Annotated in this window: 16 protein-coding genes; 6 read left to right on the top strand and 10 right to left on the bottom strand. The window is 56.5% G+C overall.

The window, feature by feature from the left end; genetic code table 11:
• The first annotated feature begins 246 nt into the window (after nt 1–246).
• Nucleotides 247–597 (top strand): hypothetical protein, encoded by a 351-nt coding sequence (locus tag EE949_RS29230; protein WP_122667453.1) that lies wholly within the window; start codon nt 247–249, stop codon nt 595–597.
• A 118-nt stretch (nt 598–715) separates the two neighbouring features.
• On the opposite strand, the gene EE949_RS29235 is transcribed toward EE949_RS29230, so the two are convergent.
• The 5 genes from EE949_RS29235 to minC form a co-directional block, all read right to left on the bottom strand.
• Nucleotides 716–2,005 carry a M18 family aminopeptidase gene (locus tag EE949_RS29235; RefSeq protein ID WP_122667454.1) on the bottom strand — a complete coding sequence of 430 codons (1,290 nt, stop codon included), beginning with the start codon at nt 2,003–2,005 and terminating at the stop codon, nt 716–718.
• A gap of 180 nt (nt 2,006–2,185) precedes the next feature.
• Nucleotides 2,186–2,821, bottom strand: a complete 636-nt coding sequence (locus EE949_RS29240; RefSeq protein ID WP_122667455.1) for an RluA family pseudouridine synthase — start codon at nt 2,819–2,821, stop codon at nt 2,186–2,188.
• Between the two features lie 80 nt (nt 2,822–2,901).
• Nucleotides 2,902–3,156, bottom strand: coding sequence for a cell division topological specificity factor MinE (minE, locus tag EE949_RS29245; protein ID WP_122667456.1), 255 nt, complete (start codon nt 3,154–3,156; stop codon nt 2,902–2,904).
• The gene (gene minD / locus EE949_RS29250) at nt 3,156–3,968 is read right to left on the bottom strand and encodes a septum site-determining protein MinD (protein WP_032630046.1); all 813 of its coding nucleotides are present in this window, start codon (nt 3,966–3,968) and stop codon (nt 3,156–3,158) included. The genes minE and minD overlap by 1 nt, the downstream gene beginning before the upstream one ends.
• A gap of 209 nt (nt 3,969–4,177) precedes the next feature.
• Entirely contained in the window at nt 4,178–4,918 is a 741-nt protein-coding gene (minC, locus tag EE949_RS29255) for a septum site-determining protein MinC (protein ID WP_122667467.1), read from the bottom strand.
• Nucleotides 4,919–5,037: 119 nt separating this feature from the next.
• Here minC and EE949_RS29260 point away from each other — a divergent pair, with 119 nt between their 5' ends.
• Both EE949_RS29260 and EE949_RS29265 read left to right on the top strand, forming a co-directional pair.
• On the top strand, nt 5,038–5,970 hold the full coding sequence (locus tag EE949_RS29260; RefSeq protein ID WP_122667457.1) for a lipid A biosynthesis lauroyl acyltransferase: 933 nt from the start codon (nt 5,038–5,040) through the stop codon (nt 5,968–5,970).
• A gap of 19 nt (nt 5,971–5,989) precedes the next feature.
• The gene (locus tag EE949_RS29265; protein ID WP_122667458.1) at nt 5,990–7,174 is read left to right on the top strand and encodes a patatin-like phospholipase family protein; all 1,185 of its coding nucleotides are present in this window, start codon (nt 5,990–5,992) and stop codon (nt 7,172–7,174) included.
• Between the two features lie 135 nt (nt 7,175–7,309).
• Here the strand turns inward: EE949_RS29265 and EE949_RS29270 are convergent, their stop codons facing one another.
• The 4 genes from EE949_RS29270 to EE949_RS29590 all read right to left on the bottom strand — a co-directional run bounded on the left by EE949_RS29270 (nt 7,310) and on the right by EE949_RS29590 (nt 11,712).
• A complete protein-coding gene (locus tag EE949_RS29270) occupies nt 7,310–8,164 on the bottom strand; it encodes a pirin family protein (protein WP_122667459.1) in 855 nt (284 codons plus the stop codon).
• A 317-nt stretch (nt 8,165–8,481) separates the two neighbouring features.
• Nucleotides 8,482–9,297, bottom strand: coding sequence for an MlaA family lipoprotein (locus tag EE949_RS29275; protein ID WP_122667460.1), 816 nt, complete (start codon nt 9,295–9,297; stop codon nt 8,482–8,484).
• A complete protein-coding gene (locus EE949_RS29280) occupies nt 9,290–10,588 on the bottom strand; it encodes a serine/threonine protein kinase (RefSeq protein ID WP_122667461.1) in 1,299 nt (432 codons plus the stop codon). Before EE949_RS29280 ends, EE949_RS29275 begins: the two co-directional genes overlap by 8 nt.
• Before the next feature lie 791 nt (nt 10,589–11,379).
• On the bottom strand, nt 11,380–11,712 hold the full coding sequence (locus EE949_RS29590; RefSeq protein ID WP_162874457.1) for a hypothetical protein: 333 nt from the start codon (nt 11,710–11,712) through the stop codon (nt 11,380–11,382).
• A 129-nt stretch (nt 11,713–11,841) separates the two neighbouring features.
• Between EE949_RS29590 and EE949_RS29295 the strand changes: the two genes are divergently transcribed.
• From EE949_RS29295 to EE949_RS29305, 3 genes are all read left to right on the top strand, one after another.
• Nucleotides 11,842–12,690, top strand: coding sequence for a glycine betaine ABC transporter substrate-binding protein (locus EE949_RS29295; RefSeq protein ID WP_122667463.1), 849 nt, complete (start codon nt 11,842–11,844; stop codon nt 12,688–12,690).
• 337 nt (nt 12,691–13,027) lie between these two features.
• Complete coding sequence (locus EE949_RS29300; RefSeq protein ID WP_122667464.1) at nt 13,028–13,339, top strand: DUF485 domain-containing protein; 312 nt, start codon at nt 13,028–13,030, stop codon at nt 13,337–13,339.
• Complete coding sequence (locus EE949_RS29305) at nt 13,336–14,994, top strand: cation acetate symporter (protein ID WP_122667465.1); 1,659 nt, start codon at nt 13,336–13,338, stop codon at nt 14,992–14,994. Before EE949_RS29300 ends, EE949_RS29305 begins: the two co-directional genes overlap by 4 nt.
• Before the next feature lie 487 nt (nt 14,995–15,481).
• On the opposite strand, the gene EE949_RS29705 is transcribed toward EE949_RS29305, so the two are convergent.
• Nucleotides 15,482–15,671: hypothetical protein (locus tag EE949_RS29705; RefSeq protein WP_206335726.1), on the bottom strand; the 190-nt coding region annotated here is incomplete at its 5' end.

Here is a 15,671-nt window from a genome sequence, read left to right on the forward strand (position 1 = left end):
TGGAGGCGATCAATGACTAGTAGTGAAGATAACCCGGAAATAACAGTGTCCTGTTTCGTCTGGCTGCGGCAGTGGGTTGGCATTAAATTTCGATTATCCGGAACAGGAACTGGGGTGTGCTGACCCGGATCTGCGGTACGAGGTTTTATTGCTTATAGAGTCTGGAAAGCAAAAAGACGCTAACTTTGTTTTTTTTAAATAGGCCAAGGAGTAGGGGAAGGGGTTAATTCATTAAGGAGAACTATCATGGGTTATAAAGAAACGAAAAATCTGGCGGCCCCTATACTGCCTCAGGCAGTTGACGGGAAATTAAGTAAAAGGGACATCCAGGAGACAGGTGGGCATGTTCGGGTTCCTGTTTATGATTTCATGGCTATTGGGGATCGGGTTACTCTGCATCTGAAAGGAGAACCCCATGAAGGGCCCATTACTTTTCCTGAGATCAAAGATGTCACTGCCGTCGCACCGATAGACTTTCAGATGACCTATGTCGGGCATCTCGTGAGCTGGGAAACACTTGATGTGCATTACGAAGTCATCAACAAACAAGGGACGGACAAGGGAACATCGGATCTGGTAACCGTTAGCATTATTTAAACTCGCCACCGACGTTTATATCTTTGCAGTCGAAACGGTTAAAAAGGATGCGCTGTGAAACGAGTGACCATGCCAGCTCAGTTATTTCGCTGCAGGCATGGTCACTCTAGCATTTGGCTCAAGGCAATTCATGACTCGCATAAAACGCGGTCAATACTTTTACCAGATGCGCCAGGTCATGGCTGCCCGCCAGTTCACGGATCGAGTGCATGGCAAACGTCGGCAGGCCAATGTCCACGGTGCGTACGCCCAGGTGGCTGGCGGTGATCGGGCCGATGGTTGAGCCACAAGCCATGTCGCTGCGTACTACAAAGCTTTGCACCGGTACTTCTTCAGCCATGCACAGATGGCGGAAGAACCCGGCGGTTTCGCTGTTGGTGGCGTAGCGCTGGTTGCTGTTGACCTTGATGACCGGGCCTGCGTTGAGCTTCGGGCCGTGGTTGGCGTCGTGTTTCTCGGCGTAGTTGGGGTGGATGCCATGCGCGTTGTCGGCAGAAACCAGCAAGGACTTCTGGATGGTACGCACATAGTCTGCGCCGTCCGGCAACAGGCGCTGAATGATCTGCTCCAGCATCGGGCCATCCGCGCCGCAGGTCGACGACGAGCCGACTTCTTCATGATCGGTGCAGACCAGCAGGCAGGTTTCGTCGCTATCGCTACCGAGCAGCGCTTGCAGACCGGCGTAGCACGACAACAGATTGTCCAGGCGCGCACCGGCAATAAAGTCCGCATTGAGCCCGACTACGGCAGCGCTTTGCGTGTCATAGAAACTCAGCTCGTAATCAAGCACCACATCGGCATTCAGGCCATGTTCGCGTGCCAGTTGATCGGTGAGCAGGGCGCGGAAATCTGCGCGCTCATCACCTGCAACCTGAGCGAGAATCGGTGGCAGCTCGGTTTGCGGGTTGATCGCCCAGCCTTCGTTGGCAGTGCGGTTGAGGTGGATCGCCAGGTTGGGGATCACGGCTATCGGTAGCTTGAAGTCGATGAGCTGGCTTTCGACCTTGCCGTCACGACGGAAGGTGACGCGACCGGCGAGAGACAGATCACGGTCGAACCACGGGGCGAGCAAGGCACCGCCGTAGACTTCGACACCCAGTTGCCAAAAGCCCTGGCGCTGCAGCTCAGGTTGCGGCTTGACCCGCAGGCACGGGCTGTCAGTGTGCGCGCCAACCATGCGGATGCCGCCGGTCAGTGGCGACTGACGGCCCAGGCGGAATGCCACAATGGATGAATCGTTGCGGGTTACGTAGTACCGGCCGCCGGTTTCCGTGGCCCAGGTTTCACGTTCGTCCAGGCGCTGGAAGCCAGAAGCTTCAAGGTGTTGGACGAGGGTAGCGGTGGCATGGAAAGGGGTAGGAGAGGCCTTGAGGAAATCAATCAGGCCCTTGTTCAGCTCTTCGCGCATAAGTCACTCCAGACAGCAATGGCGGGAGTTTACCGTATTGGTGTGTGTAGTGCTGTTGCGGGTGTGCTTATCGCTGGAAGAACGAAAGACCTGTAGGAGCTGCCGAAGGCTGCGAACGGCGGTGCATCAGGGGAGCCGCTGTTCGCAGCCTTCGGCAGCTCCTACAGAATCGTGGTGTGCCTAAAACGGCGCCGGACACTCAAACCGCAACCGCTCGCCACTCTGCGGATGCGTGAAGCTCAACATGCTTGCATGCAGGCACAAACGCGGATACGCCGCCAAGGCGTCCGGGTATGCATACAGACCATCGCCCAGCAACGGATGCCCGATCGACAGCATGTGCACCCGCAACTGATGTGAGCGCCCGGTAATTGGCGTCAGCTCGACACGACTGTAATGGCCGCAACGCTCCAGTACTTTCCAGAAAGTCTGGGCATGCTTGCCGAACTCGTGATCCACCACATGCCGAGGCTTGGTGGGCGGGTCGTAACGCAAGGGGAGGTCGATGCTGCCGCTATCCAGCGTCGGTTCACCCCAGCACAGCGCGGTGTAGGCTTTTTCGGTTTCCCGGTCATGAAACTGCCGGGACAGCTCGCGATGCGTGTCCGGATCACGGGCCAGCAGAATGATCCCGGAGGTTTCCCAATCCAGTCGATGGACAATGCGGGCTTCGGGGTAGCCGTTTTCCTGCAGGCGGGTAATCAGGCAATCCTTGTTGTCCTCGGCACGGCCGGGGACGGAAAGCAGCAGGGTTGGCTTATCAATCACCAGAACGGCAGCGTCCTGATGAATGATGCGGATGTTCGACAACGGCATTTAACGGCCTCTAAACGCAACGGCGGCATCAGCCCCACTCGCAAGAATGGTGCTAATGCCGCCGCAAGCAACCGCCGGATCTAGCGATCTGGCAGGGTGATGTTGAGTTCCAGAATCGAACAGCTGCCCTGATTTTCCAGAGCAACCTGCACATCGTTGGACTCGATGTTGACGTACTTGCGGATCACTTCAACCAGCTCTTTTTGCAGGGCTGGCAAGTAGTCCGGAGTTGTACGCTGGCCGCGTTCATGCGCCACGATGATCTGTAGACGCTCTTTCGCGACCGACGCGGTGGTGGTTTTTTTGCTGGCGCGAAAGAAGTCGAAAATGTTCATCAGTTACCCCCGAACAGGCGTTCGAAAAATCCTTTCTTCTGTACGTCCAGGAAACGGTGCTCACGATCTTTGCCCAACAGACGATCAACAGCATCGCTGTAGGCCTGACCGGCATCGCTCTGCTCATCAAGGATGACTGGCACGCCCTGGTTGGAAGCTTTCAGTACTGCCTGGGACTCAGGGATCACGCCCAGCAGTGTCACCGCGAGGATTTCCTTGACGTCTTCAACGCCCAGCATCTCGCCTTTGCTGACGCGCTCCGGGTTGTAGCGGGTCAGCAACAGGTGTTCCTTGATCGGCTCTTCGTTACGCTCGGCGCGACGCGATTTGCTGGCCAGAAGGCCCAGCATGCGGTCGGAGTCACGTACAGACGATACTTCCGGGTTGGTCACGACGATCGCTTCATCGGCGAAGTACATGGCCAGGTGAGCACCTGTCTCGATACCGGCAGGGGAGTCGCAGACGATGTACTCGAAGGATTCCTTGAGTTCCATCAGGACTTTTTCCACGCCTTCTTTGGTCAGCGCTTCCTTGTCACGGGTCTGGCTGGCGGCCAGTACGTACAGGCCTTCGATCTTCTTGTCTTTGATCAGGGCCTGTTGCAGGTTGGCTTCGCCGTTTACCACGTTGACGAAGTCATAAACAACGCGACGCTCGCAGCCCATGATCAGGTCGAGGTTACGCAAGCCAACGTCGAAGTCGACGATGACAGTTTTGTGGCCGCGCAATGCGAGACCGGTACCGATGGCGGCGCTGGTGGTGGTCTTGCCCACACCACCCTTGCCGGATGTAACCACGAGAATCTTGGCCAAGGTGTATCACCCCTAGAGGAAAAGGACAGTTAGTCCTGAAGAGCGTCCCTTGAAGCGGCGACCGTCGAACAATGATGGAAATTGAAAGCTACCGGGTGTCCTACCCTGGGAGCGATTTGCCAGGAACGATGAAAGCCCCCGGATTTCCTACTACCTTTGCTACGTTTTCGCGACGAATCAGGGATGCTTTGAAAATGGCGCAGTATCCGTTAAAGCCGGATGATGTTCAACACGTCACCGGACAGGCTGACCTGTACCGACGTACCCCAGAGTGGATCCCTGCGTAAATCTTCGGAAACCTTGTATTGCCCGGCGATGGATATCAGTTCCGCGCCCATTTGCTGACAGAAAATTCGCGCTTTGGTGTCGCCTTTTATTCCTGCCAGCGCCCGTCCGCGCAATGGGCCGTAAACATGGATGTTGCCATCGGCCAGAAGTTCCGCACCGGGACTCACCGGGGCAATCACCACCAGGTCGCCGCCCTGGGCATAAATTTGCTGACCGCCGCGCACCGGAGAGGTGATCACCCGGGTCGGTTTGATCGTTGGCTCCGGAGGCTTTTCGGCTTTCTTCTTCGCGGCGTCGCCTTCCAGAGGGTCCAGTGGACGCTCGCGAGCACCGGACGGCGGCAATACGGGCAAGTCAATCGCGATAGCGGCGGCGATGTCTTCGATACGACTGGCCCGGATCGCCAGGGTACGCAGGCCATGCTGGCGGCAAACGCGCATCAGGCCGGGTAAATCCACGGCACCGCTGTCGGCGGGAAGCTTGTCGAGCGCCAGCACCAGCGGGGTATTGCTGAAAAAATTCGGAGCCTGAGCCACTTTTGCCGCCAACTGACGGTCGAGGGCCTCAAGGTTGTTGCGAGCCAGCTCCAGCACGGTGATGGCGAGCATGCTGCCCTTGAGTTGGAAGACTGGATCCTGTTCTTGCGATTCGTTTTGGCTCATGGTCGGCATACAACGGCTTGTCGCTAAAAGTGCCGAGACTTATAACGAGAACGCCCGCTAGCCGCAAGCGGGGTCGAACCGTTGTAGAATGCGCGGCCATGGTTCTGATGGAAGCTTTAATGGATCGCCCGCGTTTTCGAGCTTATTTTCTTCACCCCCGTTTCTGGCCGCTATGGCTGGGGCTTGGGCTGCTGTGGCTGGTTGTTCAACTGCCATTTCGCGTTCTGTTAGTCATCGGGCGGCTGTTGGGCGCAGTGATGTATCGGTTCGCCGCTGATCGCAAATACATCGCGTCGCGTAACCTGCAGCTGTGTTTCCCGCATCTGTCCAGCGATGAGCGCAAGCGTCTGCTCAAGGAAAACTTCGCCTCCACGGGCATCGCCTTTTTTGAAATGGCCATGAGCTGGTGGTGGTCCAGAGAGCGCCTTGCCAGACTGGCGCACATCGAAGGCCTTGAGCATTTGCAGGCCGCTCAGCAGCAAGGGCAGGGCGTGATTCTCATGGCGTTGCACTTCACCACGCTGGAAGTCGGTGCTGCGCTGTTGGGTCAGCAACACACCATTGATGGCATGTACCGCGAACATAAAAACCCGCTGTTTGATTTTGTTCAGCGTCGTGGTCGTGAGCGTCACAACCTTGATTCGCTGGCGGTAGAGCGTGAAGACGTCCGCGGCATGCTCAAGCTACTGCGTGCCGGCCGTGCCATCTGGTACGCACCGGATCAGGATTACGGCGCCAAGCAGAGTGTTTTTGTCCCGTTGTTCGGCATTCAGGCTGCAACCGTGACGGCGACCAGCAAATTTGCCAAGCTGGGACGTGCTCAGGTTGTACCGTTTACTCAGCAGCGCCTGGCTGACGGCAGTGGCTATCGATTGGTCATCCATGCGCCGTTGCAGGATTTTCCGGGCGAAAGTGATGAAGTCGATTGCCTGCGCATCAATCAATGGGTAGAAAGTGCCATTACGGAGTGTCCTGAGCAGTATCTCTGGGCGCACCGTCGATTCAAAAGCCGACCTCCGGGCGAGCCTAAAATCTATAAAAAGCGTGAGTGATCAACTGAGGCGCAGCTAAATGCTCGAACCCGTCATCGCAATGGATGCTGTGAATGATGTAGAACCCGTTACCGGGTTGATTCTGTCTGGTGGTGGGGCGAGGGCTGCTTATCAGGTTGGGGTGTTGGCGGGGATCGCCGATTTGCTGCCTCCCGGAGCACCCAACCCGTTTCCGGTCATTGTCGGTACCTCCGCGGGTGCCATCAATGCCGTCAAACTGGCCAGCGGTGCATTGCATTTTCGTACCGCTATTCATCAGTTGACCGAGTTCTGGCAGGGCTTTCGCAGCCATCAGGTGCTGCGTAGCGACTGGCCGGGCGTGATGAGTCAGGCCGGGCGGTTCTTTGGCAACAGTCTGCTGGGGATAGGCTCCCAGGTCCCCGTCGCCCTGCTCAACAGCTCGCCGCTGCGAGACCTGCTCACTGAACGGCTGGACCTTGAAGGTATTGACGCGGCGATTGCTGCGAAGCACTTGCGCGCTGTGGCAGTGACTGCGTTTGGTTACGAGTCTGGCCACGCCATGACGTTCTATCAGGGCAAGGGCACCATTGATCCATGGCTGCGCCACCGCCGTCTGGGCGTGCCGACCCAGTTGACCATCGACCATTTGCTTGCCAGTTCGGCGATTCCACTGCTGTTCGCGCCGGTCAAAATCGATCAGGAATACTTCGGCGACGGTGCTGTGCGTCAGTCCGCCCCCATCAGCCCGGCGTTGCATCTGGGGGCCAATCGCGTGTTGGTCGTCGGTGTCAGCGGCAACCCGCGAGGCGCCGATGCCAACAGGCAGATGCAGCGGGTGACGAATGGCAAGCAGCCTACGCTGGCGCAGATTAGTGGACACATGCTCAACAGCACGTTCATCGATAATCTGGAAAGTGACATCGAAGTGTTGGAGCGCATGAATCTGGTCAGCGATCTGCTGCCCTGCGAGCACCGGGTGCGCCAGAAGGGCCTGGCTCCGGTTGAGGTCCTGATCATTGCCCCAAGCCAGCCGATCGACCAGATTGCTGCCCGTCATCGCCATGAACTGCCCCGTGCGCTGCGCACCTTCCTGCGCGGCCCTGGAGCCACCAAGACCAGTGGCGCAAGTGTGCTCAGCTATTTGCTGTTTGAGGCGGGTTACTGTCGGGAATTGATCGAACTGGGCCGCCATGACGCTATCGCTCAGGGCGAGCAGTTGAAGCGGTTTTTGCGGTTGTCGTGAGCTCAGATCATTCCTTGTAACTGTAGGAGCGAGCTTGCTCGCGATAGCGTCAGTTCAGCCAATAATGGTATCGACTGATGACCCGCTATCGCGAGCAAGCTCACTCCTACAGAGGTTTGCCTCAGCCACAATTCCTCACGCAGTCAACCGATCATCCCGAAAGTCCCGCAGCGCCTGCTCGATCTCTTCCCGGGTGTTCATCACGAATGGGCCGTATTGCACGATCGGCTCACGCAGCGGTTTGCCTGCGATCAGTAACACTCGGGCACCGTCTGTAGTGCTCAGTTGCAGTTCGCCTTCGCCGGACAGTCGCACCATGCGGCTGGCACTGACGTTCTGCGAGTGACCCGCTAACTCCAGGCTGCCTTCGTAGACATACAGCAACGCAAGATGCCCTTGGGGAATCTTCGGGCTGATGCTGCTACCGGCGGGCATGTGAAAGTCGAAATACTGCGGCTCGGTGTCTGGACGCTGCACGGCACCGGTTTGCTGGCGCTGACCGTCATCGAACTGCCCGGCGATCACCACCACATCAACACCCTTGCCGGTGGCCAGGCGCGGAATGTTCTCTGGCTGGATATCCTGATAACTGGCGTCGCTGAGCTTGTTCTTGCCCGGCAGGTTCAGCCACAGCTGGAAGCCGCGCATCACACCTTCTTCCTGCTCCGGCATTTCGCTGTGGATGATGCCTCGCGCAGCGGTCATCCATTGGACGCCGCCACCTTGCAGCAGGCCGACGTTGCCCATGTGATCTTCATGACGCATACGGCCTTCGAGCATGTAGGTCACGGTTTCAAAACCACGGTGTGGGTGTGGCGGGAAGCCTGCGATGTAATCGTCCGGCTTGTCGGAACCGAACTCATCAAGCATCAGAAACGGATCGAACTGCTCGACACCTGGCCCGCCGAATACACGGGTCAGTTTTACCCCGGCACCGTCCGACGCGGGCTGGCCGGCCTGGATCGAAAGCACTTTACGAAATTGGCTCATGGAGTTTCTCCTCATCAATGCCGACCATGCTATGCCTGTTTGGCCGATTGATGGGTGATGATTTTGCGGGTGATTGATCGGGTTTTTTGATGTCTTACGGCGTGATTGGGAATGTGATCACCCTGTGGGAGCGGTGCTTGGTCTGGGCGGCATTCCGACGATAAACGCTAACGCGGTATGGCTTCTTGCTGCGTCTCATGCATCGCGGGCAAGCACCGCTCCCACAGGGTGATCGCATTCCAAATAGAGTATTGATGTGCACAAAAAAAACGGCCAGCCCGATCGCTCCGGCTGGCCGTTTTTGTATCGCTGAAGTGTTACTCGGCGATCTGCAACTTGCGGGCTTCGGTGTAGACGTAACGCACCTTTTCGTATTCGAACGGTGAGTTCATCTGGCCGTAGCGGAAGCTGGTGGTGTATCGGCGATCAATAGCGCGCAGCAGGTACAGTTCCGGGTGATCACTGCTGACCTGAGCGACGTTGAGGAAGTTGATCTGCGATTCGGCAGTGAAGTCGAACAGCAGGCCGCCGGTGTCACGCAAGTTGGACGGGCCGAGCAGCGGCAGGACCAGGTACGGGCCAGCCGGTACACCATAGAAACCCAGAGTCTGGCCGAAGTCTTCGTTCTGGCGAGGCAGGCCCATTTTGGTTGCCGGGTCCCACAGGCCGACGACACCGATGGTGGTGTTAACCAGCAGGCGGCCGGTGGTTTCCAGCGAGCGCTGACCTTTGAACTGGAACAGGCTGTTCAGCAAGTTAGGAATTTCACCCAGGTTGGCGAAGAAGTTGCTCACGCCAGTACGCACGAAACTCGGGGTCACGTAGCGATAGCCGTTGACCACCGGAAGGAACACCCACTCATCGAAACGGTAGTTGAAGTGATAGACGCGCCGGTTCCAGGACTCAAGCGGGTCATAGACTTCCAGCGCGGTCAGTGTGGCGCGTTCAAATTCCCGTTGATCAAGGCCGGGGTTGAACTGCAGCGATTTCAGCGGCTGGGTAAAACCGTCGGCATCGTCTTGACGCAGCACAGTGGCCGGGTGTTCGGCGATATTGCTGTCGACGACCGGGTCCGCAGCCTGAACGGTCCCTGCGCAGAGCAGGGCAGCGAGGAGTAAAAGACGTTTAGCCACGGAAGAACTCCAGCATGGCGTCGCTGTTGACGCGGTAATTGATGTTGCCGCAATGGCCGCCGTAAGGATAAACGGTCAGGCGATCGCCGAAAGTCTTGCGCAAGAAGCCCAGGTCACCGGAGCCCAGAATCACATCGTCCGCGTTGTGCATCACGGAGATCTTCTTGCTGGTCTGCAGGTAATCCTTGAGCGCGTACAGGCTGACCTGGTCAACCAGTTGCAGCAGGCTGCCACCATCGGTGCGGGCACGCCACATCGGGATGACTTGCTCGGTCAGGTAGCAGTCGAAGTCGCACTGCAGCGCGCGGCGCAGGAACGGCGACAGACTGGTGCCTTCGGTGATCGGGAATTTCGGTGGCGTGATCAGGCCGCGACGGTTGATCAGGTCAGAGGTAAACGCGATATCGGCTGATGAAAAACGGAACGAGGTGCCGATCAACATCGCCATCTGTTCATTGGTCAGGTGCTGCTTGGACTGTTGGAAGTCATACAGCAGCGCGTCGTTGAGGTCGATGTAACCCTTCTGACGGAAGTAACGGGTCAACTTGGCAAGTACCAGCTCATAGAACGTGGTGCTGTTATCGATGCCCTTGACGTTGGTCTGTACCAGCTTGTCCAGGTTGGAGATCGAGGTGTAGAGGTTGACCGGCGGGTTGAGCAGCAGGACTTTCTTGAAGTTGAAGCTGCGGCGGGTTTCATCCAGACGACTGACGAACGCCGCGTTAAGCGCGCCGAGACTGTAGCCCGTCAGATAGAAATCGGTGATTTTCAGTTCGGTCTGTTGCGCGCGTACCGCTTGCATTACGCGGTACAGGTCCTCGGCATCTTCAGTAGAGATACCCGGGGTCGCGAAACGCGAGGCCGAGCTCATGAAGTCATAGCTGGTTGGCGAAGACAGCTGAACGACGTGGTAGCCCGCGCCGTAGTACAGCTTCTTGAGGAATTCGTTGATGGTGCTGTTGTAAGGCGCGCCGGTGCCGGCGATCAGAAAGATCAGTGGCGCGGCATGGTCTTGTTTGGCCATGCGATAACGCAACTTTTTCACGGCCCAGAAGTTGTCTGGCAGCGTGAACTCGCGCTCTGGACGCAGATTCAGGGTGTAATCATCCTGATCGATGTCGTCGTCTGCGGGCAACTCCGGACGCATGTCGGGAGGCGTGGTGGCAATGGTTGCTTCGAATGGATTCTTTAGAGGATAGCCATACGTGGCGGGGTCGACATCGACCGCCATAGCGGACGCACTCAAACAGAGGCCGCCAACAATGGCAGCGAAGCGCAGGAAACGGAGCATGACTAGATCCCTTGGGAAAGAAGTGCTGATGAGATACGCGGGCTATGACCATTGGTGTAGTGCCAAAGTGCCGTAATCGCCAGCGAACCTTTTGTAAATAGTTCGAGACAATACACGTTCTCTGGCGTCAAGAGAGCAATGGTGTGCTTTTTTATGGAGGTAAGGGATGGAATCAAACCCTATAGGCGCTCACCGAGGTTACGAGGCCAGCGATAGCGGCTTGTCTGATACACCGCCATCGCTGGCCTCGTAACCTCGGTGAGCTCCTACAGACAGGGTGATTTCAACAGGGAGAGGCCGGGTGCCTCAAACCCCAGACAGCATAAAGGGGAGCCTGGGCTCCCCTTTAAATGGTTTTTACGTGCTCTTTTTTTATTGTTTTAGGGTGGCCTGTTGTTGTTTTTGGCGACCGTGCCCTTTACTGCGTTCTTGTTCGATCCCCATCCGGGATCAAGAGCAAACGTATTTTTTTGAGCGCTGACCTTACTTCGACCTTGCGATCCAACCAGTTCGGGAGCTACCTGACGGTAGTTTTATTGTTCTCTGCCCGGTTGCGAGAGCCCGAAGGCACCTCTGTGAAGCTGATCCACTCCAAAAAAATCTGTTAGCTGCGTCTCTGTGCCTTTGTTCTTGTTATGTCAGAGCCGATACGTCTTGTTCTTATTAGGTGTGCCGCATTTTTATTCTTGTTATGCCAGAGATATAGCAGGAGCTGTGCCAACTTTAATAAGTATATATAAATCAATCGCTTATTAAATTTACGGCTGCGTGGATCGATGTCGAGAAGGTCATTATGTTCCCGTGTTACACGCTGTTACAGCGATTGCCGACGTCGCGGTAACACTCCTGTCATCGAAAAACGTTACCCGGTAGCGGCCGGAGAGAAGACCAGTCGAATGCGTCGATGCGGTGCGCTGCACTTCAACAAGTGGCAGGTCTTTTATCGCTGGCAGGGAGGGGGATTTCGTTTGACATGCAAATTTCGGACGGAACAGCCCGCTTTTTACGACAAGGTTGTCGTTGATGGCACTCAGGTGTCGTTTCTCCGTGCCTTGATGTCGCTGACAGAGCATGTCGTATTGCTCCACAGGTTGATGATCAAGGGGCGATACGATGATGGCCATCGTTCGCTGAGTCATTGAGGCGTGAAAAAGTGCGCGGTGCTCCAAGGCTGGGCGCGGACTGCGGTCTTTATAAAAACGTTAACGATGCCTGACCTTATTGTCGGGCGCGAGACTACCGGGGAAGTAACGATGAAGATGCGAAAAATCCTGGGCGTGAGTGCTGCTCTGGCGCTTGCTGTCAGTTCCACGCTGGCACATGCCAAAGAAGTGAGTATCGGTTACGTAGACGGTTGGTCCGACAGCGTCGCGACCACGAACGTTGCTGCTGAAGTGATCAAGCAAAAGCTGGGCTATGACGTGAAACTCCAGGCAGTGGCGGCCGGGATCATGTGGCAGGGCGTTGCAACGGGCAAACTGGACATGATGCTGTCGGCCTGGCTGCCGGTCACCCATGGCGAGTACCTGGCCAAGAACAAAGACAACGTTGTGAATTATGGCTCTAACTTCAAGGACGCCAAAATCGGCCTGATCGTACCCGAGTACGTGAAAGCCAAGAGCATTGAAGACCTCAAGACCGACGATTCCTTCAAGAAGAAAATCACCGGTATCGACGCGGGCTCGGGCGTGATGCTCAAGACCGATGAGGCCATCAAGGCTTACGGGCTGGATGGCTACAAACTGCAGGCCAGTTCCGGTGCGGGCATGATTGCCGAGCTGACTCGGGCGTATGGCAAAGAACAGTCCATTGCCGTGACGGGCTGGGTGCCGCACTGGATGTTTGCGAAGTGGAAGTTGCGCTTCCTGGACGACCCTAAAGGCGTCTACGGCGCAGCTGAAACCGTGGACAGCATCGGCAGCAAAGAGCTGGCCACCAAGGCTCCGGAAGTGGTGGAGTTCCTGAAGAAGTTCCAGTGGGCGTCCAAGGATGAAATTGGTGAGGTCATGCTGGCTATTCAGGACGGCGCCAAGCCCGAGGCCGCTGCCAAGGATTGGGTCGCCAAGCACCCTGATCGCGTGAAGGAGTGGACTGGCAAATAAGTCAGCCTGCTTGCGTAGCATCTGAAGCCGCCCGGTTAATCACCGGGCGGTTTTTTTTGTGTTCAGGTAAAAAGTCTTGAACCACCACAATTTTATGAGTGTCGGTGGCCTTTTGTAGGAGTGAGCTTGCTCGCGATAGCGTCGGGTCAGTCAAGGAGTTCATTACCTGACCCGACGCTATCGCGAGCAAGCTCACTCCTACAGGCCTGGCCGATTGAAAGCACAAACCCCAATCTACGACTAATGTCGCTCTAATACTAAGGTCGTCTGGAGCGCTTGCCAGACCGGACTAAAGTGCAAGACGTGACATCTCATCTGTGCTGCGAGGACAAAAACAATGAACGACAGCATTTACCTCTCGATTCAAAACAGCCCCCGTTTCAAGGAGCTGGTATCCAAAAGGGAGCGGTTCGCCTGGATTCTTTCAGCGATCATGCTCGGGCTTTACGCCGCTTTCATCCTTTTGATTGCGTATGGACCAAACATTCTGGGCGCGAAACTTAGCGCTACTTCGACTATTACCTGGGGAATGCCGATTGGGGTCGGCCTGATCGTGTCCGCTTTTGTGCTGACCGGCATCTATGTTCGTCGTGCCAACGGTGAATTCGATGACCTGAACAACGCCATCCTGAAGGAGGCACAGCAATGATCGGGCGTCTATCAGCAGTATTCGGCCTGGCCGCCTTTGCACCGTCGCTCTGGGCGGCGGATGCATTGACCGGCGCTGTGCAAAAGCAACCGTTGAACACCTCGGCGATCGTCATGTTCCTGGTGTTCGTCGCGTTCACGCTGTACATCACCTACTGGGCATCGAAGAAAAACAAGACAGCATCGGACTACTATTCAGCAGGCGGCAAGATCACCGGTTTTCAGAACGGTCTGGCCATTGCCGGTGACTACATGTCCGCGGCGTCCTTCCTGGGTATTTCCGCACTGGTGTACACCTCTGGTTATGATGGCCTGATCTACTCGATCGGCTTCCTGGTGGGCTGGCCGATCATTCTGTTCCTGATCGCCGAGCGCCTGCGTAACCTGGGCAAATACACCTTCGCTGACGTGGCCTCTTATCGCCTCAAGCAGAAAGAAATTCGCACCCTGTCCGCCTGCGGTTCGCTGGTGGTGGTTGCGTTTTACCTGATCGCGCAGATGGTCGGCGCCGGTAAGTTGATCCAGTTGCTGTTCGGGCTGGACTACACCGTTGCGGTGATCCTGGTTGGTATCCTGATGTGCCTGTATGTGCTGTTTGGCGGCATGCTGGCCACCACCTGGGTACAGATCATCAAGGCGGTGATGCTGCTCTCCGGTGCGTCGTTCATGGCGCTGATGGTGATGAAGCACGTCAACTTCGACTTCAACATGCTGTTTGCCGAGGCGGTCAAGGTTCACCCTAAAGGTGAAGCGATCATGAGCCCGGGCGGCCTGGTGAAAGATCCGATTTCGGCGTTCTCCCTGGGCCTGGCACTGATGTTCGGTACCGCAGGTCTGCCACACATCCTGATGCGCTTCTTCACCGTGAGCGATGCTAAAGAAGCGCGCAAGTCGGTGTTCTACGCAACAGGCTTCATCGGTTACTTCTACATCCTGACTTTCATCATCGGCTTCGGCGCGATCCTGCTGGTCAGCACCAACCCTGCGTTCAAGGATGCGGCCGGTGCGTTGCTGGGTGGTAACAACATGGCAGCCGTTCACCTGGCCGATGCGGTCGGTGGCAGTCTGTTCCTGGGCTTCATCTCGGCAGTAGCGTTCGCCACCATTCTGGCAGTGGTTGCCGGTCTGACTCTGGCGGGTGCTTCGGCGGTATCCCACGACCTGTATGCCAGTGTGATCAAAGAGGGCAAGGCCAACGAGAAAGACGAAATCCGTGTCTCGAAGATGACTACTATTGCGCTGGCAGTGGTGGCAATCCTTCTGGGCATCGCTTTCGAAAGCCAGAACATCGCGTTCATGGTGGGCCTGGCGTTCTCCATCGCGGCCAGCTGTAACTTCCCGGTACTGCTGCTTTCCATGTACTGGAAAAACCTGACCACCCGTGGCGCCATGATTGGCGGCTGGATGGGCCTGGTCAGTGCCGTGGTACTGATGATCCTCGGCCCGACCATTTGGGTATCGATCCTGCACAATCCGAAGGCCATCTTCCCGTACGAATACCCGGCGCTGTTCTCTATCGCCATCGCGTTCGTGGGCATATGGTTCTTCTCCATCACCGACAAGTCGAAAGCGGCAGAGGGCGAGCGAGCCTTGTTCTATCCGCAGTTCGTACGCTCCCAGACTGGCTTGGGTGCCAGCGGCGCGTCGTCGCACTAAGCTGTCGTAAGTGCTCCATAAGAAAGCAGCCTTCGGGCTGCTTTTTTATTGCAGTGGGAATCTTGCCAGCGATGGCAGTGAGGCAATAAGACCGCTATCGGCGCCATCGTTACCTCCTACAGTCAAAAAGCATTCCAATCATAGAATTGAATTGTTACTACCAGGAGCTGCCCCGCGTTCTTGAAACCGCGCTGTCGCCCAGCAAACACGGCCCTGTAGGAGCGAGCTTGCTCGCGATAGCGGTCCCACTGTTGAAAAATCATCGTCTGACCAGGTGCAATCGCGAGCAAGCTCACTCCTACAGTCAACAAGCATTCCAATCATAGAGTTGAGTTGTTACTGCCAAGAGCTACCCCAGCGTCCCTGACACCGCGATATCTCGCGGTAACCACGGCCGTGTAGGAGCGAGCTTGCTCGCGATAGCGGCAGCACTGTTGAAAAAACATCGTCTGACCAAGTGCAATCGCGAGCAAGCTCACTCCTACAGTCAACAAGCATTCCAATCATAGAATTGAATTGTTACTACCAGGAGCTGCCCCGCGTTCTTGACACCGCGCTGTCGCCCAGCAAACACGGCCCTGTAGGAGCGAGCTTGCTCGCGATAGCGGTCCCACTGTTGAAAAATCATCGTCTGACCAGGTGCAATCGCGAGCAAGCTCACTCCTACAGTCAACAAG

It is taken from the genome of Pseudomonas viridiflava (genome assembly GCF_900602065.1).
Lineage (GTDB): Bacteria > Pseudomonadota > Gammaproteobacteria > Pseudomonadales > Pseudomonadaceae > Aquipseudomonas.